The 17,467-nt window shown below is 60.1% G+C and carries 11 protein-coding genes; 3 read left to right on the plus strand and 8 right to left on the minus strand.

Annotated elements, in window-relative coordinates; all coding sequences use genetic code 11:
- On the minus strand, positions 1-5,304 hold the full coding sequence (locus tag OS242_RS02315; RefSeq protein ID WP_267150043.1) for a non-ribosomal peptide synthetase: 5,304 nt from the start codon (positions 5,302-5,304) through the stop codon (positions 1-3).
- Between the two features lie 310 nt (positions 5,305-5,614).
- Here OS242_RS02315 and OS242_RS02320 point away from each other — a divergent pair, with 310 nt between their 5' ends.
- Positions 5,615-6,628, plus strand: a complete 1,014-nt coding sequence (locus OS242_RS02320) for an SDR family oxidoreductase (protein WP_267150044.1) — start codon at positions 5,615-5,617, stop codon at positions 6,626-6,628.
- A 37-nt stretch (positions 6,629-6,665) separates the two neighbouring features.
- Here OS242_RS02320 and OS242_RS02325 read toward each other — a convergent pair whose 3' ends face one another.
- Positions 6,666-8,900, minus strand: coding sequence for an ATP-binding protein (locus tag OS242_RS02325; protein WP_267150045.1), 2,235 nt, complete (start codon positions 8,898-8,900; stop codon positions 6,666-6,668).
- Between the two features lie 191 nt (positions 8,901-9,091).
- On the opposite strand from OS242_RS02325, the gene zwf reads away from it, so the two are divergent.
- Both zwf and OS242_RS02335 read left to right on the plus strand, forming a co-directional pair.
- Entirely contained in the window at positions 9,092-10,642 is a 1,551-nt protein-coding gene (zwf, locus tag OS242_RS02330) for a glucose-6-phosphate dehydrogenase (protein WP_267150046.1), read from the plus strand.
- A gap of 6 nt (positions 10,643-10,648) precedes the next feature.
- Positions 10,649-11,278, plus strand: a complete 630-nt coding sequence (locus OS242_RS02335) for a cyclase family protein (RefSeq protein ID WP_267150047.1) — start codon at positions 10,649-10,651, stop codon at positions 11,276-11,278.
- A 41-nt stretch (positions 11,279-11,319) separates the two neighbouring features.
- Here OS242_RS02335 and OS242_RS02340 read toward each other — a convergent pair whose 3' ends face one another.
- The 6 genes from OS242_RS02340 to OS242_RS02365 all read right to left on the minus strand — a co-directional run bounded on the left by OS242_RS02340 (position 11,320) and on the right by OS242_RS02365 (position 17,440).
- Complete coding sequence (locus OS242_RS02340) at positions 11,320-11,772, minus strand: GNAT family N-acetyltransferase (RefSeq protein WP_267150048.1); 453 nt, start codon at positions 11,770-11,772, stop codon at positions 11,320-11,322.
- A 97-nt stretch (positions 11,773-11,869) separates the two neighbouring features.
- Positions 11,870-13,030: an N-acetylglucosamine-6-phosphate deacetylase gene (nagA, locus tag OS242_RS02345; RefSeq protein WP_267150049.1), complete on the minus strand. Its 1,161-nt coding sequence runs from the start codon at positions 13,028-13,030 to the stop codon at positions 11,870-11,872.
- 21 nt (positions 13,031-13,051) lie between these two features.
- A complete protein-coding gene (locus OS242_RS02350) occupies positions 13,052-14,113 on the minus strand; it encodes a serine hydrolase domain-containing protein (RefSeq protein WP_267150050.1) in 1,062 nt (353 codons plus the stop codon).
- Positions 14,110-15,075: a carbohydrate ABC transporter permease gene (locus OS242_RS02355; RefSeq protein WP_267150051.1), complete on the minus strand. Its 966-nt coding sequence runs from the start codon at positions 15,073-15,075 to the stop codon at positions 14,110-14,112. The genes OS242_RS02350 and OS242_RS02355 overlap by 4 nt, the downstream gene beginning before the upstream one ends.
- Before the next feature lie 16 nt (positions 15,076-15,091).
- Positions 15,092-16,036: a carbohydrate ABC transporter permease gene (locus OS242_RS02360; protein WP_267150052.1), complete on the minus strand. Its 945-nt coding sequence runs from the start codon at positions 16,034-16,036 to the stop codon at positions 15,092-15,094.
- Between the two features lie 84 nt (positions 16,037-16,120).
- Entirely contained in the window at positions 16,121-17,440 is a 1,320-nt protein-coding gene (locus OS242_RS02365) for a sugar ABC transporter substrate-binding protein (RefSeq protein ID WP_267150053.1), read from the minus strand.
- Between the last annotated feature and the right edge of the window lie 27 nt (positions 17,441-17,467).

A 17,467-nucleotide genomic window follows, 5' to 3' on the forward strand; every position in this document is an offset into this window, starting at 1 on the left:
TTATTTCCTCCTGTCTTTGCGCAGTTGCTTTTGACGGTTCAACGCATCCCGTTTTTGGCGGGCCAGATCTTGGACCTGACCGAGGTCTTTTTTGGCCGGTGCCTCCGCTCCAAGGTAGGCGGTCAGCGCGGCGACGGTCGGGTGGCGGAACATCTCGACGACGGTGAACTCGCGCCCGGTCACCTGCTGAATCTTGCTGTGCGCGGTGACGACCGACATCGAATGCCCGCCGAGGTCGAAGAAGTTGTCGTGCAGCCCGACGCGGTCAACGCCGAGCACCTCCTGCCAGACGCTGACGATCCCCCGCTCCAGTTCGGTCTTGGGGGCGACGTAGGCCGTCTCCAGATCGCGCAGGCCCGCCGGTTGCGGCAAGGCCTTCCGGTCGACCTTGCCGCTCGGGGAGAGCGGCAGAGCTTCCAGTTCCACGAAGGCGCTCGGGATCATGTATTCGGGGAGATGTTCTTTTAAATAGGTGCGCAGCAGCCCGCCGCTCGCCTGCTGCCCGGCGGCCGGGACGTAGTACGCGACGATGCGCTTGTCGCCAGGCTGATCCTCGCGGCAGAGCACGGCAGACGCGGCCAACGAAGGGTGCGCTTCCAAGGCGGATTCGATCTCGCCCAGTTCGATGCGGAAGCCGCGGATCTTGACTTGATGGTCGAGGCGGCCGAGATAGTCGACTGCGCCGTCCGGCAACCGGCGCACGAGATCGCCTGTCTTGTAGAGGCGTGTGCCCGGCGTGTCCGGGAACGGATTTTCAATAAATCGTTCGGCTGTCAGCTCCGGGCGGTTCAGATACCCGGTGGCCAAACCGTCGCCACCGATGTACAACTCGCCCGGCACACCGACCGGGACCGGCTGCAAGCGGCCGTCGAGGATGTAGAGCTGCGTGTTGGCAATCGGGTGGCCGATGGGCACGCTGGTGCCGATCTGCTCCGGCTCCGGAACCGTCTGGATGCTGGCAAACGTGGTGCTTTCCGTCGGCCCGTAGGCGTTGGCGATGCGGCAGTTCGGCAGGGCTTGCCGCGCTTTTTTGACAGGAGCGGCCGACATCGCTTCGCCCCCAATCAACAGGTGACGCAGGGTGTGCAGGCCGTCGAGGTGATGCTCGACCAATTGATTAAACAACGTAGTCGTGCAGAAGATCGTCGTGACGCGGTGAAGGGTCAGTTGGCGAACCAGTTCCTCCGCCGTCAGCTGTTGCGGCGGGAAGATCGCCAACCGACCGCCGTTGAGCAGGCTGCCCCAGATCTCGAACGTCGCCGCATCGAACGAGATCGGCGAGAACTGCAGGTACACGTCGTCCGATGCAAAATCGACGAACGGATTGTTCCGGACGAGCCGCACGATGCCGCGATGCGGGATGCAGGTGCCTTTGGGCTGCCCGGTGGAGCCGGACGTGTAGATGACGTAGGCCAGGCTGTCGGCCGTCCGTTCGCAAGGAAGGTCTGTCTCGCTCTCCTCTGCGATCCACTTCCAGTCGCTGTCGAGGCAGAGCACATCCGCCCGCTGTCCGGCAAATCTTCCGCGCAGGCTCTGCTGGGTGAGCAGAAGAGGTGCGGCGGCGTCGGCCAGCATGTACTCGATGCGCTCATCCGGGTAGGAAGCATCGACCGGAACATAGACGGCACCCGCTTTTAAAATGCCGAGGATGCCGACGATCAGCTCCAAGGAGCGTTCGAGCGACACGGCGACGAATTGCCCTGGCTCGATCCCCTGCCGCCGCAGACGGTGCGCCAGTTGGTTGGCCCGTCGGTTAAGCGCGGCATAGGTCAGGGTCTGTTCGCCAAACACCAGCGCCGTCGCATCCGGCGTGCGGGCGGCCTGCTCCGCAAACAGGCTGTGCACCGTCCGGTCGCGCGGATAGTCGCGGACGGTGTCGTTCCACCCGTGCAACAGGCGGTGGCGTTCGGTCTCGCTCAACAGCGGCAGGTCGGCCACTTGGGCGTCGGGCGTTTGTGCGATGCCTTGCACAAGAATCTGAAACTGCTCGCCCATCCGCTCGATGGTGCTGCTGTCGAAGAGATCGGTGTTGTACTCAAACGACGCGATCAGCCCGCCTGCCGACTCAGCCGCAGACAGCGTGAGATCAAACTGGGCGGCACGTTGTTCCAACCGATACGCGGTGAGCGGCAACGCCCCCGCGAGCTGCGCCTCGTCCTCGCCGAGAGCAAAGGCGCTCAGACCGGCGTCATCGAGGGCGTGCGAGCGTTGCAGGACAAACATCGCTTGCAGGAGCGGAGGATAGCTCAGGTCGCGCTGCGGCTGCAGGCGTTCGACCAGCCGGGCGAACGGATCGTCTTGGTGGTCGAGCGCATCGAGCACCGTCTGCTTGGTCCGGGCGAGGAAGTCAGAAAACGTCTCCCCTCGATCAAAACGGGCGCGCAACACCACCGGGTTGACGAAGTAGCCAAACACATGGGCATCTCCCGCACGACGTCCGACGGTCGGCGAACCGACCAGAAGGTCGTCTTGGCCTGTATAGCGGTGCAGAAGCACTTGGTAGGCAGCCAGAAGAAGCGTAAAAAGCGTCGTCCCCTGTGACTGCGCCAGTTGTTTCAAGCGCTCCGTCAGCGCTCCGTCCAAGCGGAAGGACTCCGCCGCACCACGGTAGGTCTGTATCGGCGGTCTCGGACGGTCGGTCGGGAGCTGGAGCACCGGCAGCGCGCCGGAGAGCTGCTTCTGCCAATACGACCAGAGCCGGTCACCGAGCGGTCCGCTGAGCAGTGCCTCTTGCGCCCGTGCGTGATCCAACGTGGTGGTCGTTGTCCGGGGCAATTCGTAAGGCCGCTCGTCGCGTACCGCCGGATAGATCGTCTGCAACTCCTGCACGAGCAGACCGAGCGACCAGAAGTCGGCGATGATGTGATGCACGGTCAGGAGCAGGAGGTGCTCCCCCGCCGCACGCCGGTACACACGCAGCCGCAGCAGCGGACCCTTTTCCAAATCAAACGGACGATGGCTCTCCTCCAGAAGCCGTGCCCGCAGTTGCTCCTCCGACCAAGGAGCTGCATCCTCGACTGTAAAATCGAGCGCTCCTGGCTCGTGAAGGCGCTGAACCGGCTCGCCGTCAATCAGCGGGAAGGACGTGCGCAACGCGGCGTGACGTTTGACAAGGATGTCAAAAGAAGCGCGCAACGCCTCGACTTCCAGCTCCCCGCTCCAACGTGCAGCGCGGGCGATGTGATAGGCCGCGCTGTCCGGTGCGACTCGTTGCAAGAACCAGAGCGAGCGTTGACCGTACGAGAGCGGCGCATCGCCGGTCGTTTCGCATGAAGACGGTCGTTCCACCCGCTCAACGCCCGCCGTCGTTCCCGAATCGGCGATCACTCGTGCCAAATCGGCGAGCGAAAGTCCGTCCAGCAGTTGGGCGAACGGGATGTCGACTCCAAACTGCGCCTCGACTTCATTTTTCAGCTCGACCGCCATCAGCGAGTCCAGCCCGTAGGCTTGGAGCGGGGTGTCAAACTGAATCTGCGCAGAGGGCACTTTTAAAATCTGAGCCGTTCGCTCCAGCAAAACGTCCGCCTGATGCAGGGATTGCGAAGCCCCTCCTTCCTCCTCGACCGAAGTCGCTCCTCCGACCATGTCCCGATGCAACTCATCCAAGCTGCCGTCGAGGAAGCGATCCCGGCAGGCATGCCGCTGGATTTTGCCGCTGGAGGTCTTGGGGATGCTCGCCGGTTTGATCAGCACGACGGCGTGCACCTGCAGCTCGTGCCGCTCCGACACCGCACGCCGGATCGCTTCCGCCACTTCGGCGAGGTTGCCTTTGCGGTACGCCCGCTCGACTTCCTGCACGATCACCAGCCGCTCCTCCCCGCCCTCCTCGACGGCGACGGCGGCTCCCGTGTCCGGTCGCAACGCCGGGTGGCTCTGCTGGACGGTGTACTCGATATCCTGCGGGTAGTGGTTGCGGCCGCGGATGATGATCAGGTCTTTCAGCCGACCGGTGACATACAGCTCCCCGTCCAGCAGAAACCCAAGGTCACCCGTTCGCAGATACGGCCCGGCTCCATTGTCGGTGCGAAACGCGCGGAACGTCTCCTCTGTCAGGCCCTCGCGCTGCCAATACCCTTTTGCGACGCTCGGCGACATCGCCCAGATCTCGCCGACCTGCCCCGTCGCCGCCTGCCTGCCGCTCGCCGGATCGATGATCTCGACGAGCTGGCTGTGCGAGCCGACGCGTCCGGACGAAACGAGCGTGCGGCCGCCGTCCTGCGCGACCGCTCGGCCTTCTGCCAACGCCGTCTCGTCAAACGTCCGCTCTGCGGGAGCTTGTCCCTTGCGGCCGCCTGTGACAAACAGCGTCCCTTCCGCCAGTCCGTAGCACGGATAAAACGCCTCCTTGCGAAACCCGCACGAAGCAAAATGCGCCGCAAACCGCTCCAGCGTCTGTGCCCGAATCGGCTCCGCTCCGGTAAACGCCGTGTCCCAGCGGCTGAGGTCCAGCCCGGCCATCTGATCGGGCGAGATCTTCTGCACACAGAGGTCGTACGCAAAGTTCGGCCCGCCGCTCACCGTCGCCCCGGTGCGCGAGATCGCCTGCAGCCAGCGCAACGGCTTGGTGATAAAGTCGACCGGGGCCATCAGCGTCATCGGGTAGCCGGTAAACAGCGGCTGCAAGATCCCGCCGATCAGCCCCATGTCGTGATACGGGGGCAGCCAGATCACCCCTTCGCTGTCAGCGCTCGTGCCAAATGCGCGTTCGATCAAGCCGAGGTTGTCGATCAAGTTGCCATGGCTGAGCATCACGCCTTTGGGCGTGCCGGTCGATCCGGACGTGTATTGGAGAAACGCCAGCGTCTCTTCCTCGACCTCCGGTGCCTGCCACGCCGCAGCCAACGCCTCCTCCTGCGCTTCATCCATCGCTTCAGTCGCCACCCATTGCAAGCGAGCCAGCCCGGCCGCGTCGGCAAACCGCCGCTCGATCCCGGTCCGGATCTCGGCCGTTGTCAACGCCAGCGTCGCCTCGCAGTCGTCGACGACCGCCAACAGCCGGTCCAAGTTGCCGTTGAGCCTCGGCGGATAGGCCGGCACGGCCAGCACCCCGGCATACAGACAGCCAAAAAAGGCAACCAGATAGTCGATCCCCGGCGGATACAAAAGCAACGCCCGCTCCCCCGGCATCGCCCGCTGTTGCAGCAACGCCGCTATCGCACGTGCGCGCCGATCCACGTCGGCGTATGTCAAGTGCCGTTCCTCTTCTTCACTCCAACAGGTATACGCTCTGCGGTCCGGCTGTTCGAACGCCCGTTCCCGCAACAGCTCAAGCAACGTCCTCGAAGCTGTTGATGGCACAAACATAAAACTTTCCACCTCCAGGAAAATTTTCTAACTGAATTTTTTCAAACCCTTTACATAAAAATAATACGAATGATCACTTCATAGATTCTCGTTTCTAAAAATCATGATTATTTAAATCTTTTTATCAGTATAGTATCTGTACCTTACAGAAATCTAGTGGCAAAAGGATTATTCCTTTAAGATTATCCGCATTATTCATCATTATCGGTCAATTTTCGCGGGCACAAAGGTTCCTTTCACTTTTGAAAAAGGAGTTCACACCCTACAACACGAATGAAACGGATAGAAAAAAGATCCAGGAGGTTCGCCCATGAAAATCCTCATTCTCGGCGGTACGATGTTTGTCGGCCGTCATCTCGTCGAAGCGGCCTTGGCACGCGGACACCAAGTCACCCTGTTCAATCGCGGTAAGAGCGGCAGCGGCCTGTTTCCGCAGGCGGAGCATCTGCGCGGCGACCGCGACGGCGACCTGAGCGCGTTGCAAGGGCGCGAGTGGGATGCGGTGATCGACGTCAGCGCCTACTTCCCCCGCATTGCCGAAGCGACGGCGGAACTGCTCCGCGGCGCGGTCGGTCACTATACGTTTATCTCCACGGTCGCGGTGTACGGCGGTTTTCTCGACCGGGACCTCGACGAAGACGCGCCCCTCGCCCCGCTGCCGGAGGGGATCGGGGAAGAGCGCAACCTGCGCGCCTACGGACCGCTCAAAGTCGCCTGTGAACGCGTGATCGAAGAGCATTTCCCCGGTCGCACGCTGGTGCTGCGCCCCGGCATCCTTGTGGGCCCGCACGACTACACCGACCGCCTGCCCGCCTGGCCGCGCCGGATCGCCCAAGGCGGCGAGGTGCTCGCCCCCGGTCGACCGGACCGCCGCGTGCAGTTTATCGACGCCCGCGACCTCGCCTCGTTTGCGATTCGCATGATCGAACGCCAGCAGGCGGGCATCTACAACGTCAGCGGCCCGGCCGAAGACCTCACGATGGCCGATTTCCTGCAGCTCTGCACAGCGGTCACCGGCGGCGACGCAACGTTCACATGGGTCGACGAGGCGTTTTTGCAAGAGCAGATGTTTGAAAAGATGGGCCTCTCGCCGATCAACTCCCTCCTGCTCGTCCCGGAGGACACCAACTACTACAACACCATTTCTTCGCAAAAAGCACTGGATCAAGGTCTCACCCTGCGCCCGCTGGCAGAGACGCTGCGTGACACGTATGCCTGGGATCGCGAAGTGAGCGAGCGGATGATGACGTCCGGTCTGACCCCCGAGCAAGAGCGCCACCTGTTCGATCTCTACGCCCAACAAAAAAAGCATCCGACCGCATAGGTTCGGATGCTTTTTCTTGTTTCCAGTTTCTTATTTCTTATTTCAACTTTCGGTCAATCGGCAACACGACATCGACCGTCGTTCCGACGTTGACTTGCGAGGAGACACTGAGTTCGCCTTTGTGCTCGTTGATGATCTTGTAGGAGATCATCAGACCGAGGCCCGTTCCCTTCTCTTTGGTGGTGTAGAACGGCTCGCCGAGCTTTGGGATGCGCTCGTCCGGGATGCCGACGCCTTCGTCGACAAAGCGGATCAACACGCGGTCCTCGTCGGCACGCAGGACGAAGATCGTGATCTGGCCACCGTCCGGCATGGCTTCGAGCGCGTTTTTCAGGACGTTGATGAACACCTGTTTGAGCTGATTTTCTTCGCACTCGATAGACGGGATGTCCGCATCGGCCGTCAGCAGGATCTGGACGTTGTTCATGATCGCCTGCGTTTCGACGATGGCGATGATGTTTTGCAGCAGGTGGAGCAGATTTTTTTGCTGGTAGTTTACCGCCTGCGGTTTGGCCAGCACAAGAAACTCGTGGATGATCAATTCGATCCGGTCCAGTTCGGAGAGCATGATCTCCACGTACTCTTTTTTTGCCCCTTCGCTTTTGGCGATCAATTGGACAAACCCTTTGATCGCCGTCAGCGGATTGCGTATCTCGTGGGCGACTCCTGCGGCGAGCTGGCCGACGACGGCGAGCTTGTCCGATTTGCGGAGCAACTCTTCCGTCTTTTTGCTCTCGGTGACGTCACGGGCAATCAGGTAAAATCCGACGATCCGCTCGCTGACGACGATCGGCACGCTTTTGATATTGACCTCGATCTGATGCCCGTCTTTTTGCAGGAGGAACAGTTCAAAAGAGCGCCACTCCCCTTTTTTCACTTCTTCCATCTGCGCAACAGCCTTGTGCATTTCCTTTTCGGCGACAAAGTCCAGGAACGAGCGGCCGCGCACTTCTTCTGCGAGGTAGCCGGTGATCTTTTGCGCCATCGGGTTGATGTTCAGGCAGGTCGCGTTCAGATCGAGCGAGAAGATCGCCGATGAGTTGTGTTCAAACAGCGACCGCAGCTCTTCGGTGTAGACCTGCAAGTTTTGTGACATCGCATTGATGCCGTTTGCCAGCTGGCCCAATTCATCCTGAGAGTCGAGCGGGATGCGGACTTCCAGATGGCCTTTCGCCATCTCGTCGACTTTGCGCAGGATGAGCTGCACGGGACGGACCGTGTATCCGGCGATGAACGAACTGCCAAAAAAGACGAACAGGATCAGTCCGATGGAGATCAACGTGTTGGTCAGCAGCTGACGGTTCAGCACGTCTTGGATCACTTGATAATCGGTGACCAACCCGATCACGTACGGGCGAACGGCTTCCACCGGCACGAACGTTTTCAGGACGGTGCTGCCGTTCAACTCCGCTTTATAGGAGACGATTTCCCGGCTTCTGGCCGCCTTGCGGACCGAGTCGACGTCGCGCTCCTCCTGTGCGTAGGTATAGTCGCCAAATCGAATCGGGCGATTTTCCAAGTCGATGTACTCGTTGCCGTCCAGTTTGGTGACGATCGGTTCCTCGCCGAATGCGGTGGGATTGAACGCGGTGATCTCCAGCAGGGAGGGGCGTTTGAGCACCGTCTCCTCGACGATGGCTTTCGGTCCGGTGCTCTCCTCGAAGCGCTTGAATTGGTAGATGTCCCGGAAGTACGGGTCGATGATGTAGTTGGTTGTGCCGTCGTAGTAATAGCCCCATTTGTCGATATGATCGGGGTCGGAGGACGACACGCCGATGGGACCGGACCAAAAGTGCGGCAGTTTTTGCCCCTCGGGGATCGTCACATGGCCTTGGTCCAACAGTTGGTTGAAGGCGGTGTACCAATATCCCCATTCCTTGGTGCTGAGATTGACCTCATGCGGATCGGATGATTTGACTCCGACGATGTCGTCGCCGATTCGCTGGAACAAGGTGATATGCGAGACGCCGAGTTGCTCGGCCAACCGGGACAACTGTTCGTTGGTGACGCCCGCCGCGTCTTTGTCGAGCGAGTTCAGCGCGGCGATGGCTGCGAGGCGCAGTTGTTCGCCGAGCAGATCCTCGGCGTACTGCTGACTGAGTTCGGAATGTTCGACGGCGACGCGGATCTCATCGGCGGTCGCTTCCATCTGTTTGATCTGGTCATTGACCAGCATCTCGCTGGTCGACACGTAATGCAACGTGCTGTTTATCAATAAGATCGAGGAGATGATGATCGAGAAAATGATCGCCAGTTTCCTTTTAATAGACAAGAGTCGGGTACCTCCTCGCTTGCTAGAGATGGCTATACATCCAGAATACAGGAGTCGACTCTCTTCGACATTTTCCCCTTTGATTCCTGTCCCAACCTTCGAAAAAATATCTCGTCGAAGATTGGGGAAAAATAAGGTGAGGTATGATACAATTGCCCATGGAAAAATCTGCGTGGATAGGAGTGCAATCCGTGTCTGCACATACAACAGAACTCGATCCTTTCGTGCTTACCCTCTTTGGGGCGACGGGCGACTTGGCGAAGCGCAAGTTGTTCCCCGCTCTGTACGGGCTGTATCGCAATTCGTTGCTCCCCGCACGTTTTGCCGTGATCGGGACAGGACGCCAACAATTGACTTCCGCGGAGTTCAGGCAGGCGGTCCGCGAGTCGGTCGAATCGTACTCCCGGATGAAGATCGACAGCGAAGCAAACTGGGCTGCATTTGTCGAACGATTTGACTATCGGGCGGTGGATATCAAAAATTTGGACGCCTTCAGCGGCCTGCTCTCGCTGGTCGTGGACAAGGAGTCCCAGTTTGATCTGCCCGGCAACCGCATGTTCTATCTCTCCATCGCACCGGAGTTGTTCGGCCAGGTCTCGACCAACCTGCGGGAAAGCGGCATGACGGAAAACAAAGGCTGGAAGCGGCTGGTGATCGAAAAGCCGTTCGGGCACGACTACCGGACGGCCGTCGAGCTCAACGAGCAGATCAAGCAGACGTTCGCCGAAGAAGAGATCTATCGCATCGACCACTATCTCGGCAAGACGATGGTGCAAAACATCGAGGTGATCCGCTTTGCCAACTCGCTGTTCGAGCCGTTGTGGAACAACCTGCACATCGACAACATCCAGATCACAGCCAGCGAAACGGTCGGTGTCGAAGAGCGCGCTGCATACTATGAGTCGTCCGGTGCGCTGCGAGACATGGTGCAAAATCACCTTTTGCAGATGGTGATGATGGTCTGCATGGAGCCGCCTTCCCGCCTCGTCAATGAAGCGATCCGTGACGAGAAGGTCAAAGTGCTGCGCTCGCTGCGCCGCTTCCAAGAGGACGAGGTGCACGCCAACATGGTGCGCGGTCAGTACGCGGCCGGTTCGATGCGCGGGCAGTCGGTGCCGGGCTACTCGGAGGAAAACGGGGTCTCGCCGCAGTCGTCGACCGAGACGTTTGTCGGCGGGCGGCTGTACATCGACAACTTCCGCTGGGCGGGCGTGCCGATCTTTATCCGCACGGGCAAACGACTGCCGGAGAAATCGACCGAGATCATCATCCAGTTTAAAACGATGCCCAAGCATATCTATTTCAACAGAAAAGGCGATCTGCGCCCGAACCTGCTTGTGATCCGCGTCAACCCGTCGGAAGGCATCTCGCTCGTGCTCAATGCCAAGGGCAATTCGGCAGACGACATGCAGGTGCTGCCGATTGCGATGGACTATTGCAACAACTGCGAGTTTGACTCGCCGGAAGCGTACGAGACGCTGATCCATGACGCGATTCAAGGCGACTCCACGTTCTTCACCCGATGGGACGAAGTCGCGCTGGCTTGGAAATTTGTCGATCCGATCCGCCGAGCCTGGGACAAGGACGAGCACCCGATCCCCACCTACCCGGCCGGAACGTGGGGCCCGGAGCGACTGAATGACCTGCTGGCCGAGAGCGAAACGCACTGGTGGCGCGTCCAGTTGGAAGACGCTCAGGTCGTTCAAGCGAAGGAAGAGCGGATCGAAGTGCCGAGGAGGTAACGTCTGATGTACAAGATTTATGATGTGTCGATGCCGATCTACGAGGGCATGCCCGTCTATAAAATGAAGCCGGAGAAGCAACCGCAGATCCGCAACGTACAAAATTTTGACACGGCGACCGCCTACGAGTCCCGCATCGACATGGACATGCACTGCGGCACGCACGTCGATGCCCCGCTGCACATGGTGCCGGGCGGCGGCACGATGAAGGAATGGCCGATGGAACAGCTGACCGGCCCTTGCCGGGTGCTGGATTTGACCCGTGTGGAAGCCGGTATTTCCCGTGCGGATCTGGAGACATACGGCCTCGAGAAAAACGAGTTTGTCGTGTTGAAGACGCGCAACTCGCTCAGCGAAGAGTGGGACCCGGACTTTGCCTATCTGGCCGAGGACGGTGCACGCTATCTCGCGGAGATCGGGGTGCGCGGCGTGGCAATCGACGCGCTGGGGATCGAACGGGCCCAAGCGGGTCATCCGACGCACAAGACGCTGTTTGCCGCCGGGATCGTGATCTATGAAGGGCTGCGTTTGGCAGAGGTGGCGGAAGGCCGCTATTTCTTTGTCGGTGCCCCGCTGAAGATCTTGGAGACGGAGGCCGCTCCTGCGCGCGTGCTGTTGATCGAAGGCATTTTGTAAGAAAAAAAGACTCTGCCTCGGCAGGGTCTTTTTTTGTGTTTTCAGATCCACAAGCAGATCGGCAGACTCCCTTGCACCGGTGGGCCGCTGGGGCGAAACCCGCGCCGGAACCAATAATCGACTGCACGGCGGTTTTGGAGTTGGACGTGTCCGTCGATCACGCGAACCCCTCGCGCTCTGGCTGTCTGGACGATGTGGCGGGTCACCTGCCGCCCGATGCCGCCGCCTTGCGCGTGCGGAGACAGCACGAGCGACGCCCAGTACATCCGCCCTGGCGCGGTATGCGCGTAGCAGGTGTAGCCGACCGGCCGGCCATCTTGCTCGATGATCAGGGTCACGTCGCAACTGTGGATGATCTCGAGGATCGCCTCTTTTGTCAGCGAATGGCCGACGCTCGATTCGAAGACGCGCTGCATCGTTTCCAACGTCACGTCAACGAGATATCCCTCGTCTTGTCTGCACGCTTCCCGAAAGGTGATCGTTGTGTCTGGCACCGAACCCCCTCCTCTCCCCTCTTGCTCCGTATTGGCATCATACGCGCCGGATGGAGAGAAAGGTGAACCGATAAAAGGGAAAAAAGACGACTTCCCGCTAGAGGAGTGTCGTCTTTTTTTCGTAGAGCAAACGTCCGGCACCGTATGTGCGTACCACGTTCAATTCTGTGTCGAGGACGAGGAAATCAGCGTCGTGGCCGACAGCCAGCCGTCCTTTACGGTCCGCGACACCGATCAGGCGGGCCGGGGTGGCGGTGGCCATCTCGACCGCTTCCGGGAGCGGGACTCGGCACAGACGCACCATGTTTTGCACGGCGCGGTCGAGAGTCAGCGTGCTGCCGGCGAGCGTGCCGTCGGGGAGACGCGCTTCGCCGTCTTTAAGCAGGACGTCGAGACCGCCGAGGTCGTAGGCACCGTCCTCCATGCCGACGGCGCGCATGCCGTCGCTGACGAGGACGAGGTTGTTCGCCCGCTTCAGTCGGTAGAGGATGCTCATCGCCACCGGATGGACGTGCACACCGTCGGCGATTAACTCGGTCGTCAGCTCGTCGTGGTACATCGCCGCGCCGACGACGCCCGGCTCGCGGTGATGCAGCGGGCGCATGGCGTTGTAACAGTGCGTGACGTGCGACAGACCGTGGTTCATCGCTTCTTTGACGTGGTCATAGGTGGCGTCGGAGTGACCGACAGAGACTTGAACACCGTGCGCGGTGAGGTGTGCGATCACTTCATGCGACTCCGGGTGCTCCGGAGCCAGCGTCACGACTTTCAGCAGGCCGCCCGCCGCTTGCAACAGCGCATCTGCGTCCTCGACGGCGGGCGTGACGACGAAGGCAGCATTTTGCGCTCCTTTGTGGCGCATGTTGATCCACGGACCTTCGAGGTGAATACCGAGCAACTCCGCGCCCGGCGGCCGTTCGTCGGCAAACTGGCGGCAAGCGGCGAGCACCTGACGAAGATCGCCGATCCCTCCCGTCAGCGTGGTCGCAAGGTAGCCGGTGACGCCGTAGCGGGCCAGCGAGGCTGAGATGCCCTCCAACGCCGCCCGGCTGCCGTCCATCACGTCATGGCCGTTCGAGCCGTGCACGTGTACGTCGAGGTAGCCGGGGACGATGTATCCTTCCGCACAGATCAAGTCGGGCGTCTCGTCTCGTCGCGGACCGATGTAGGTGATCTTGCCGTCAGCGACGATCAGCAGGTGATCGTCCAGGATCTGCCTTCCGACGACCAGGTTGCCTTGGATGATCGTTTGGTTCATATGACTCTCCTCCCTTCTTGGCTAGAGTTGAAAAGCTGCGGCGTGCAAGGCTCGCCGCCACGCAGCCAGATCGGTCTGCACATGCGGGTGAACGCGGTTGGTCAAGGCGATCACCTGCGTCTCAGTCGCCGGATGCAAGCGCAGCGAGGTGCCGGTGAAGCCGAGGTGACCGAACGCCCCGTCCTCATACAATTGGAACCCGAGCCCTCGCGCGTCGCCGATGCCCACCGTGTGAAGGGTCGTCGCCAGCCGCACCCAATGCTCCTCCAGATAACCGCCTCCCTTTGCCGCCCACATCTCGACATAGCGGGAGACATCGCGGGCTGTGGAAAACAACCCGGCGTGGCTGCTCACGCCGCCCATGCCGTACCACGCGTGGCCGTCGTGCACCTCGCCGACCAGCGTCTCGGTGCGCCACGGGAAGGCGTCGATCTCCGCAGCGGGGGCGTAGTCGGCGCACATCTTGCGCTCGTGGGCGTTGCCGACCTCCGTCGCAACCAGTTCGGTGCGTTTCAGATGAGTCGGGGTGAAGAAGGTCTGGTCAAGGCCGAGCGGCTCAAACACCTGCTCGTTGAACACCTCGAGCAGCGGTTTGTTCCACACGGCTTCCAACAGGCAGCCGAGCAGGATAAATCCGAGGTCGCTGTAGACGACACGCGTGCCTGGAGTCGCCTCCAGCCGCACTCGTTCGCAGATGTGCCGATAGATCGCTTCCGGAGTCTGCGCCCGCAAGTACATCGGCAGCCAAGCAAGCAGTCCGGACGTGTGGGTCAGCAGGTGAAACACGGTCACGTCCGGCTGGGTGAACAGCGGAACATAGCGCTGAACCGGCGCGTGCAGATCGATCTGTCCTGCCTGCAGCGTGCGCAGGACGGCAGGAAGTGTCGCCATCACTTTGGTCAGCGAGGCGAGGTCAAACCACATGTCGGTCCGCATCGGGCGTTGCTCCGGCGTGATCTCCGCCATCCCCCATGCGTCGAACAGGATCTCCTCCCCTGCCCGCACCACCCGCACGACCGCTCCGGGAAAGAGGCCGTCTGCCAGCCCCTGCTCCACAACGGCGCGAACGTTTCGCGCGATCACTCTTTGACGCCGCCGACGGTGAGACCGCGGATGAAGTAGCGCTGGAAGGCGATGAACACGATGATCATCGGCACCGCCGCCACCGCCGCACCGCTCATCAGCAGTTTGAAGATCGCGAGGTTTTGATCCTGCAAGGTCTTCAGACCGACCGGGAGCGTGTAGAGGTCAGCGTTGTTCAGCACGATAATCGGCCAGAGGAACGAGTTCCAGACGTTCATGAAAGTAAAGATACCGAGCGTCGCCAACGCCGGCTTGGCCAGCGGGACGACGACCGTCCAGAAGGTCTTCCACTCGGAAGCGCCGTCGATTTTGGCCGCTTCCAGCAGATCGGACGGGATCGAGAGCATGTACTGGCGCATCAGGAACACGCCGAACACCATCGAGAGGTCAGGCAAGATCAGCGCCCAATGCGTGTCCATCAGGCCGAGCGTTTGCACCATTTTAAAGAGAGGAACGAGCGTGATCTGACCGGGGATCATCATCGTGGCGATGATCAGCCAGAAGATAAAGTCGCGTCCGGGAAATTGTTTTTTGGCCAGCACGTAGCCGGCCATCGTGTCGAGCAAGAGGATGCCGACGGTGACGACGACGGCGATGTACGCGGAGTTGAAGAACCATTTCCAGATGCTCGTGCCGTTAAACAAGGCGGCAAATCCGGAGAAAGTGTCGGTGACGATCATATCCATCCGCTCGCGGTGATGCGCTTCTGCGGCGGCATTGCCGGATGAGGCGGCGTCGCGGGCTTTGCCCCATTCCTCGAAGTATTTCGGGATGCCCATCGGGTAGAGCTTGGGCGGTTCGGCCTCGACGTAGGAGATGACTTGACCGGTGGTGTCGTCTTTGTATTCGCTGAGCTGCAAGGCGGTCGAGAAGACCCAGTACAGCGGGAGCAGCGAGATCACGGCCCAGATGATCAGGATCGTGTAGGTGATAAATTTGCCGGATGTGCGTTGCAGGTTCATCTGTGTCTGCTCCCCCCTAGTCTTCCGATTTGCGGTACAGGAGTCGGTATTGGATGAGGCCGAAGATCAGCGTGATCACGAACAGCACGATCGCCTGCGCCGATGCGAGGCCGAACTCCAGATCGCGGAAGCCTGTCTTGTAGATCAAGTGAACCAGCGTCTCCGTCGCGTCGCCCGGTCCCCCGCCGGTCATCAGAATGACCTGCGTGAACACTTGGAACGAGCCGATCAAGGACAGCATGGTCAAGTACAGCGTGGTCGGCTTGAGCAGCGGCACGGTGATCTGCCACCAGCGTTGGAACGAGCCTGCGCCGTCGATCTTGGCCGCCTCGTACAGCGATTCCGGGATCGAGCCCATCGCGGCGAGGTACATGATGATGCCGACGCCCGGCGGGATCAGAATGCTCATGATGATCAGCGCCCACAAGGCGGTGTCCGATTGGTTCAGCCAGTCTTGAGCCGGGATGTTGAAGAAGCTCAAGAAGTAGTTGAACAGACCGAAGCGGTAGTTGTACACCCAACGCCAGACCATCGCGATGATGACCATCGAGGTGACCGTCGGCAGGTAAAACGCGCCCCGGAAAAAACTCTGGGAGATCCGGCCCAGCGGGTGGATCAAAGTGGCCAGCGTCAACGCCAGCAGGATCGAGACCGGCACGGTGACCAACGTGTATTTCAGCGTATTCCACAAAGCGATCATAAACGCTTCGTTTTGGAAGGTGGCGACGTAGTTGTCGATGCCGACCCATTCGCTCTCAAAGATGCCAAACTCTTGGAAGGAAATGACGAACGCCCAGATGACCGGTAGCACGATAAAGGCGATAAACAGAATCATTTTCGGCAGCAGGAACAGGTAGGCGGCGCGCTGCTTCCACATCTCGCGAAGCAAGGATTTCTGACGCGAGCGGAGCTTGGCGGACGGTTTGCCCGTTTCGTGTGCTGTCGTTGGAGAGGTCTTCACGCTCTTCCCTCCTGACGGTGTAAGTAGTAGCAGGGGCTCCGCATATCGGGAGCCCCCACCCTGTGCAGGTTGTTCAGTTCGGTGTTACTTCAGCAGGCCGTCGACCGTTTTCTTCGCGTCAGCCATCGCTGCGTCCGGCGCTTTTTCGCCGTTGAGGACGAGTTGCAGTTCTTTTTGAATCGCTTCGTCGATCTTCTTCCAGTTCGCGTGCTTCGGAACCATCACCGCTTGCTCGGTGAGCTTTTGCGCTTGTTGCATCGGGATGTTGCCTTCGAACGGCTTTTGATCCATCGCCGATTTGCGGGACGGGAAGGTGCCGTAGTTTTTCGCGGACAGCACTTGGTTGTCGGTGTTGGACAGTTGCTTCATGAAGTCAGCGAGTACTTTCTTTTTCCCTTTGTCTTCTTGTGCGAACATCATCCAGCCGCCGACGCCGCCGATGGTGACCGGCTTGCCCGATTTGCCGGTCGGGTAAGACGCGACCATGACGTTGTTCATGTTTGCTTTTGCTGCTGCGGAGATCGCCCAGGTCGCCCACGGCTCGACGGCAACCGATTTTTGAGCGGAGAACGCTTTCCAGGTGCCGCCGACATCGCCGGAGCCCATTTCTTTCGGAGCCACTTTTTCAACAGCTTTGAGGTCGGCCAGCTTTTTCATCGCGTCGGTCGCTTCTTTGCTGTCGAAGGTGAACTTGGTGCCGTCTTCGCTCAGCGGACGTCCGCCGTCCATGTAGAGGAACGGCCAAGCTTCGTAGTACCCGTTTTTGATGTAGGTGGACATGCCGTACACGTCGGTGGTGCCGTCGCCGTCTTTGTCGTAGGTCAGCTTTTTCATGCTGTCGACAAACTCTTCCCACGTCCATTGGCCGTCTTTCGGCGGCTCGACGTTGCGCTCTTTGAAGACGTCGAGGTTAAGCAGCATGGAGTGGACGGTCATCGCCGCCGGCACGCCGTACATTTTGCCGTCTTGGGTGTATGCTTCCAGCGCGTTTTCGTAGAAGTCTTTCTTGTCGTCAGCGGTGAAGTAGTCATCCAGCGGCTCGACGACTTTTTGCTTGATGAAGGTCGGATTGACACCGTTGCCGGAGATGTCGATCGGCGCGATGTCCGGCCATGCTTTGCCGGCGATGGAGACGCCGAGCTTGTCATTCAGCTCTGCCCACGGCACTTGCACGATCTCGACGGTGACGCCTTGGTGCGAAGATTCAAACGCTTTCGCTTGTGCTTCCAGCCAATGGTATTTGTTTTTGCTCGGATCTTCCCAGCGCGGGCCGTCCCAGATGACGATCTTGCCGGTCCAGTTTGCGGTCTCTGTCTCTTTTTCCGTTTTTTCGGAGCAGCCGGCCAAACCTGCGCCCGCTACTGCCATCACAGTGACCAATGCCACAGTTTTCATGAATTTCATGTGTAAGTGCCCCCTTGGTTAAATCTG

Source organism: Tumebacillus lacus, assembly GCF_026410385.1.
Taxonomy (GTDB): domain Bacteria; phylum Bacillota; class Bacilli; order Tumebacillales; family Tumebacillaceae; genus Tumebacillus; species Tumebacillus lacus.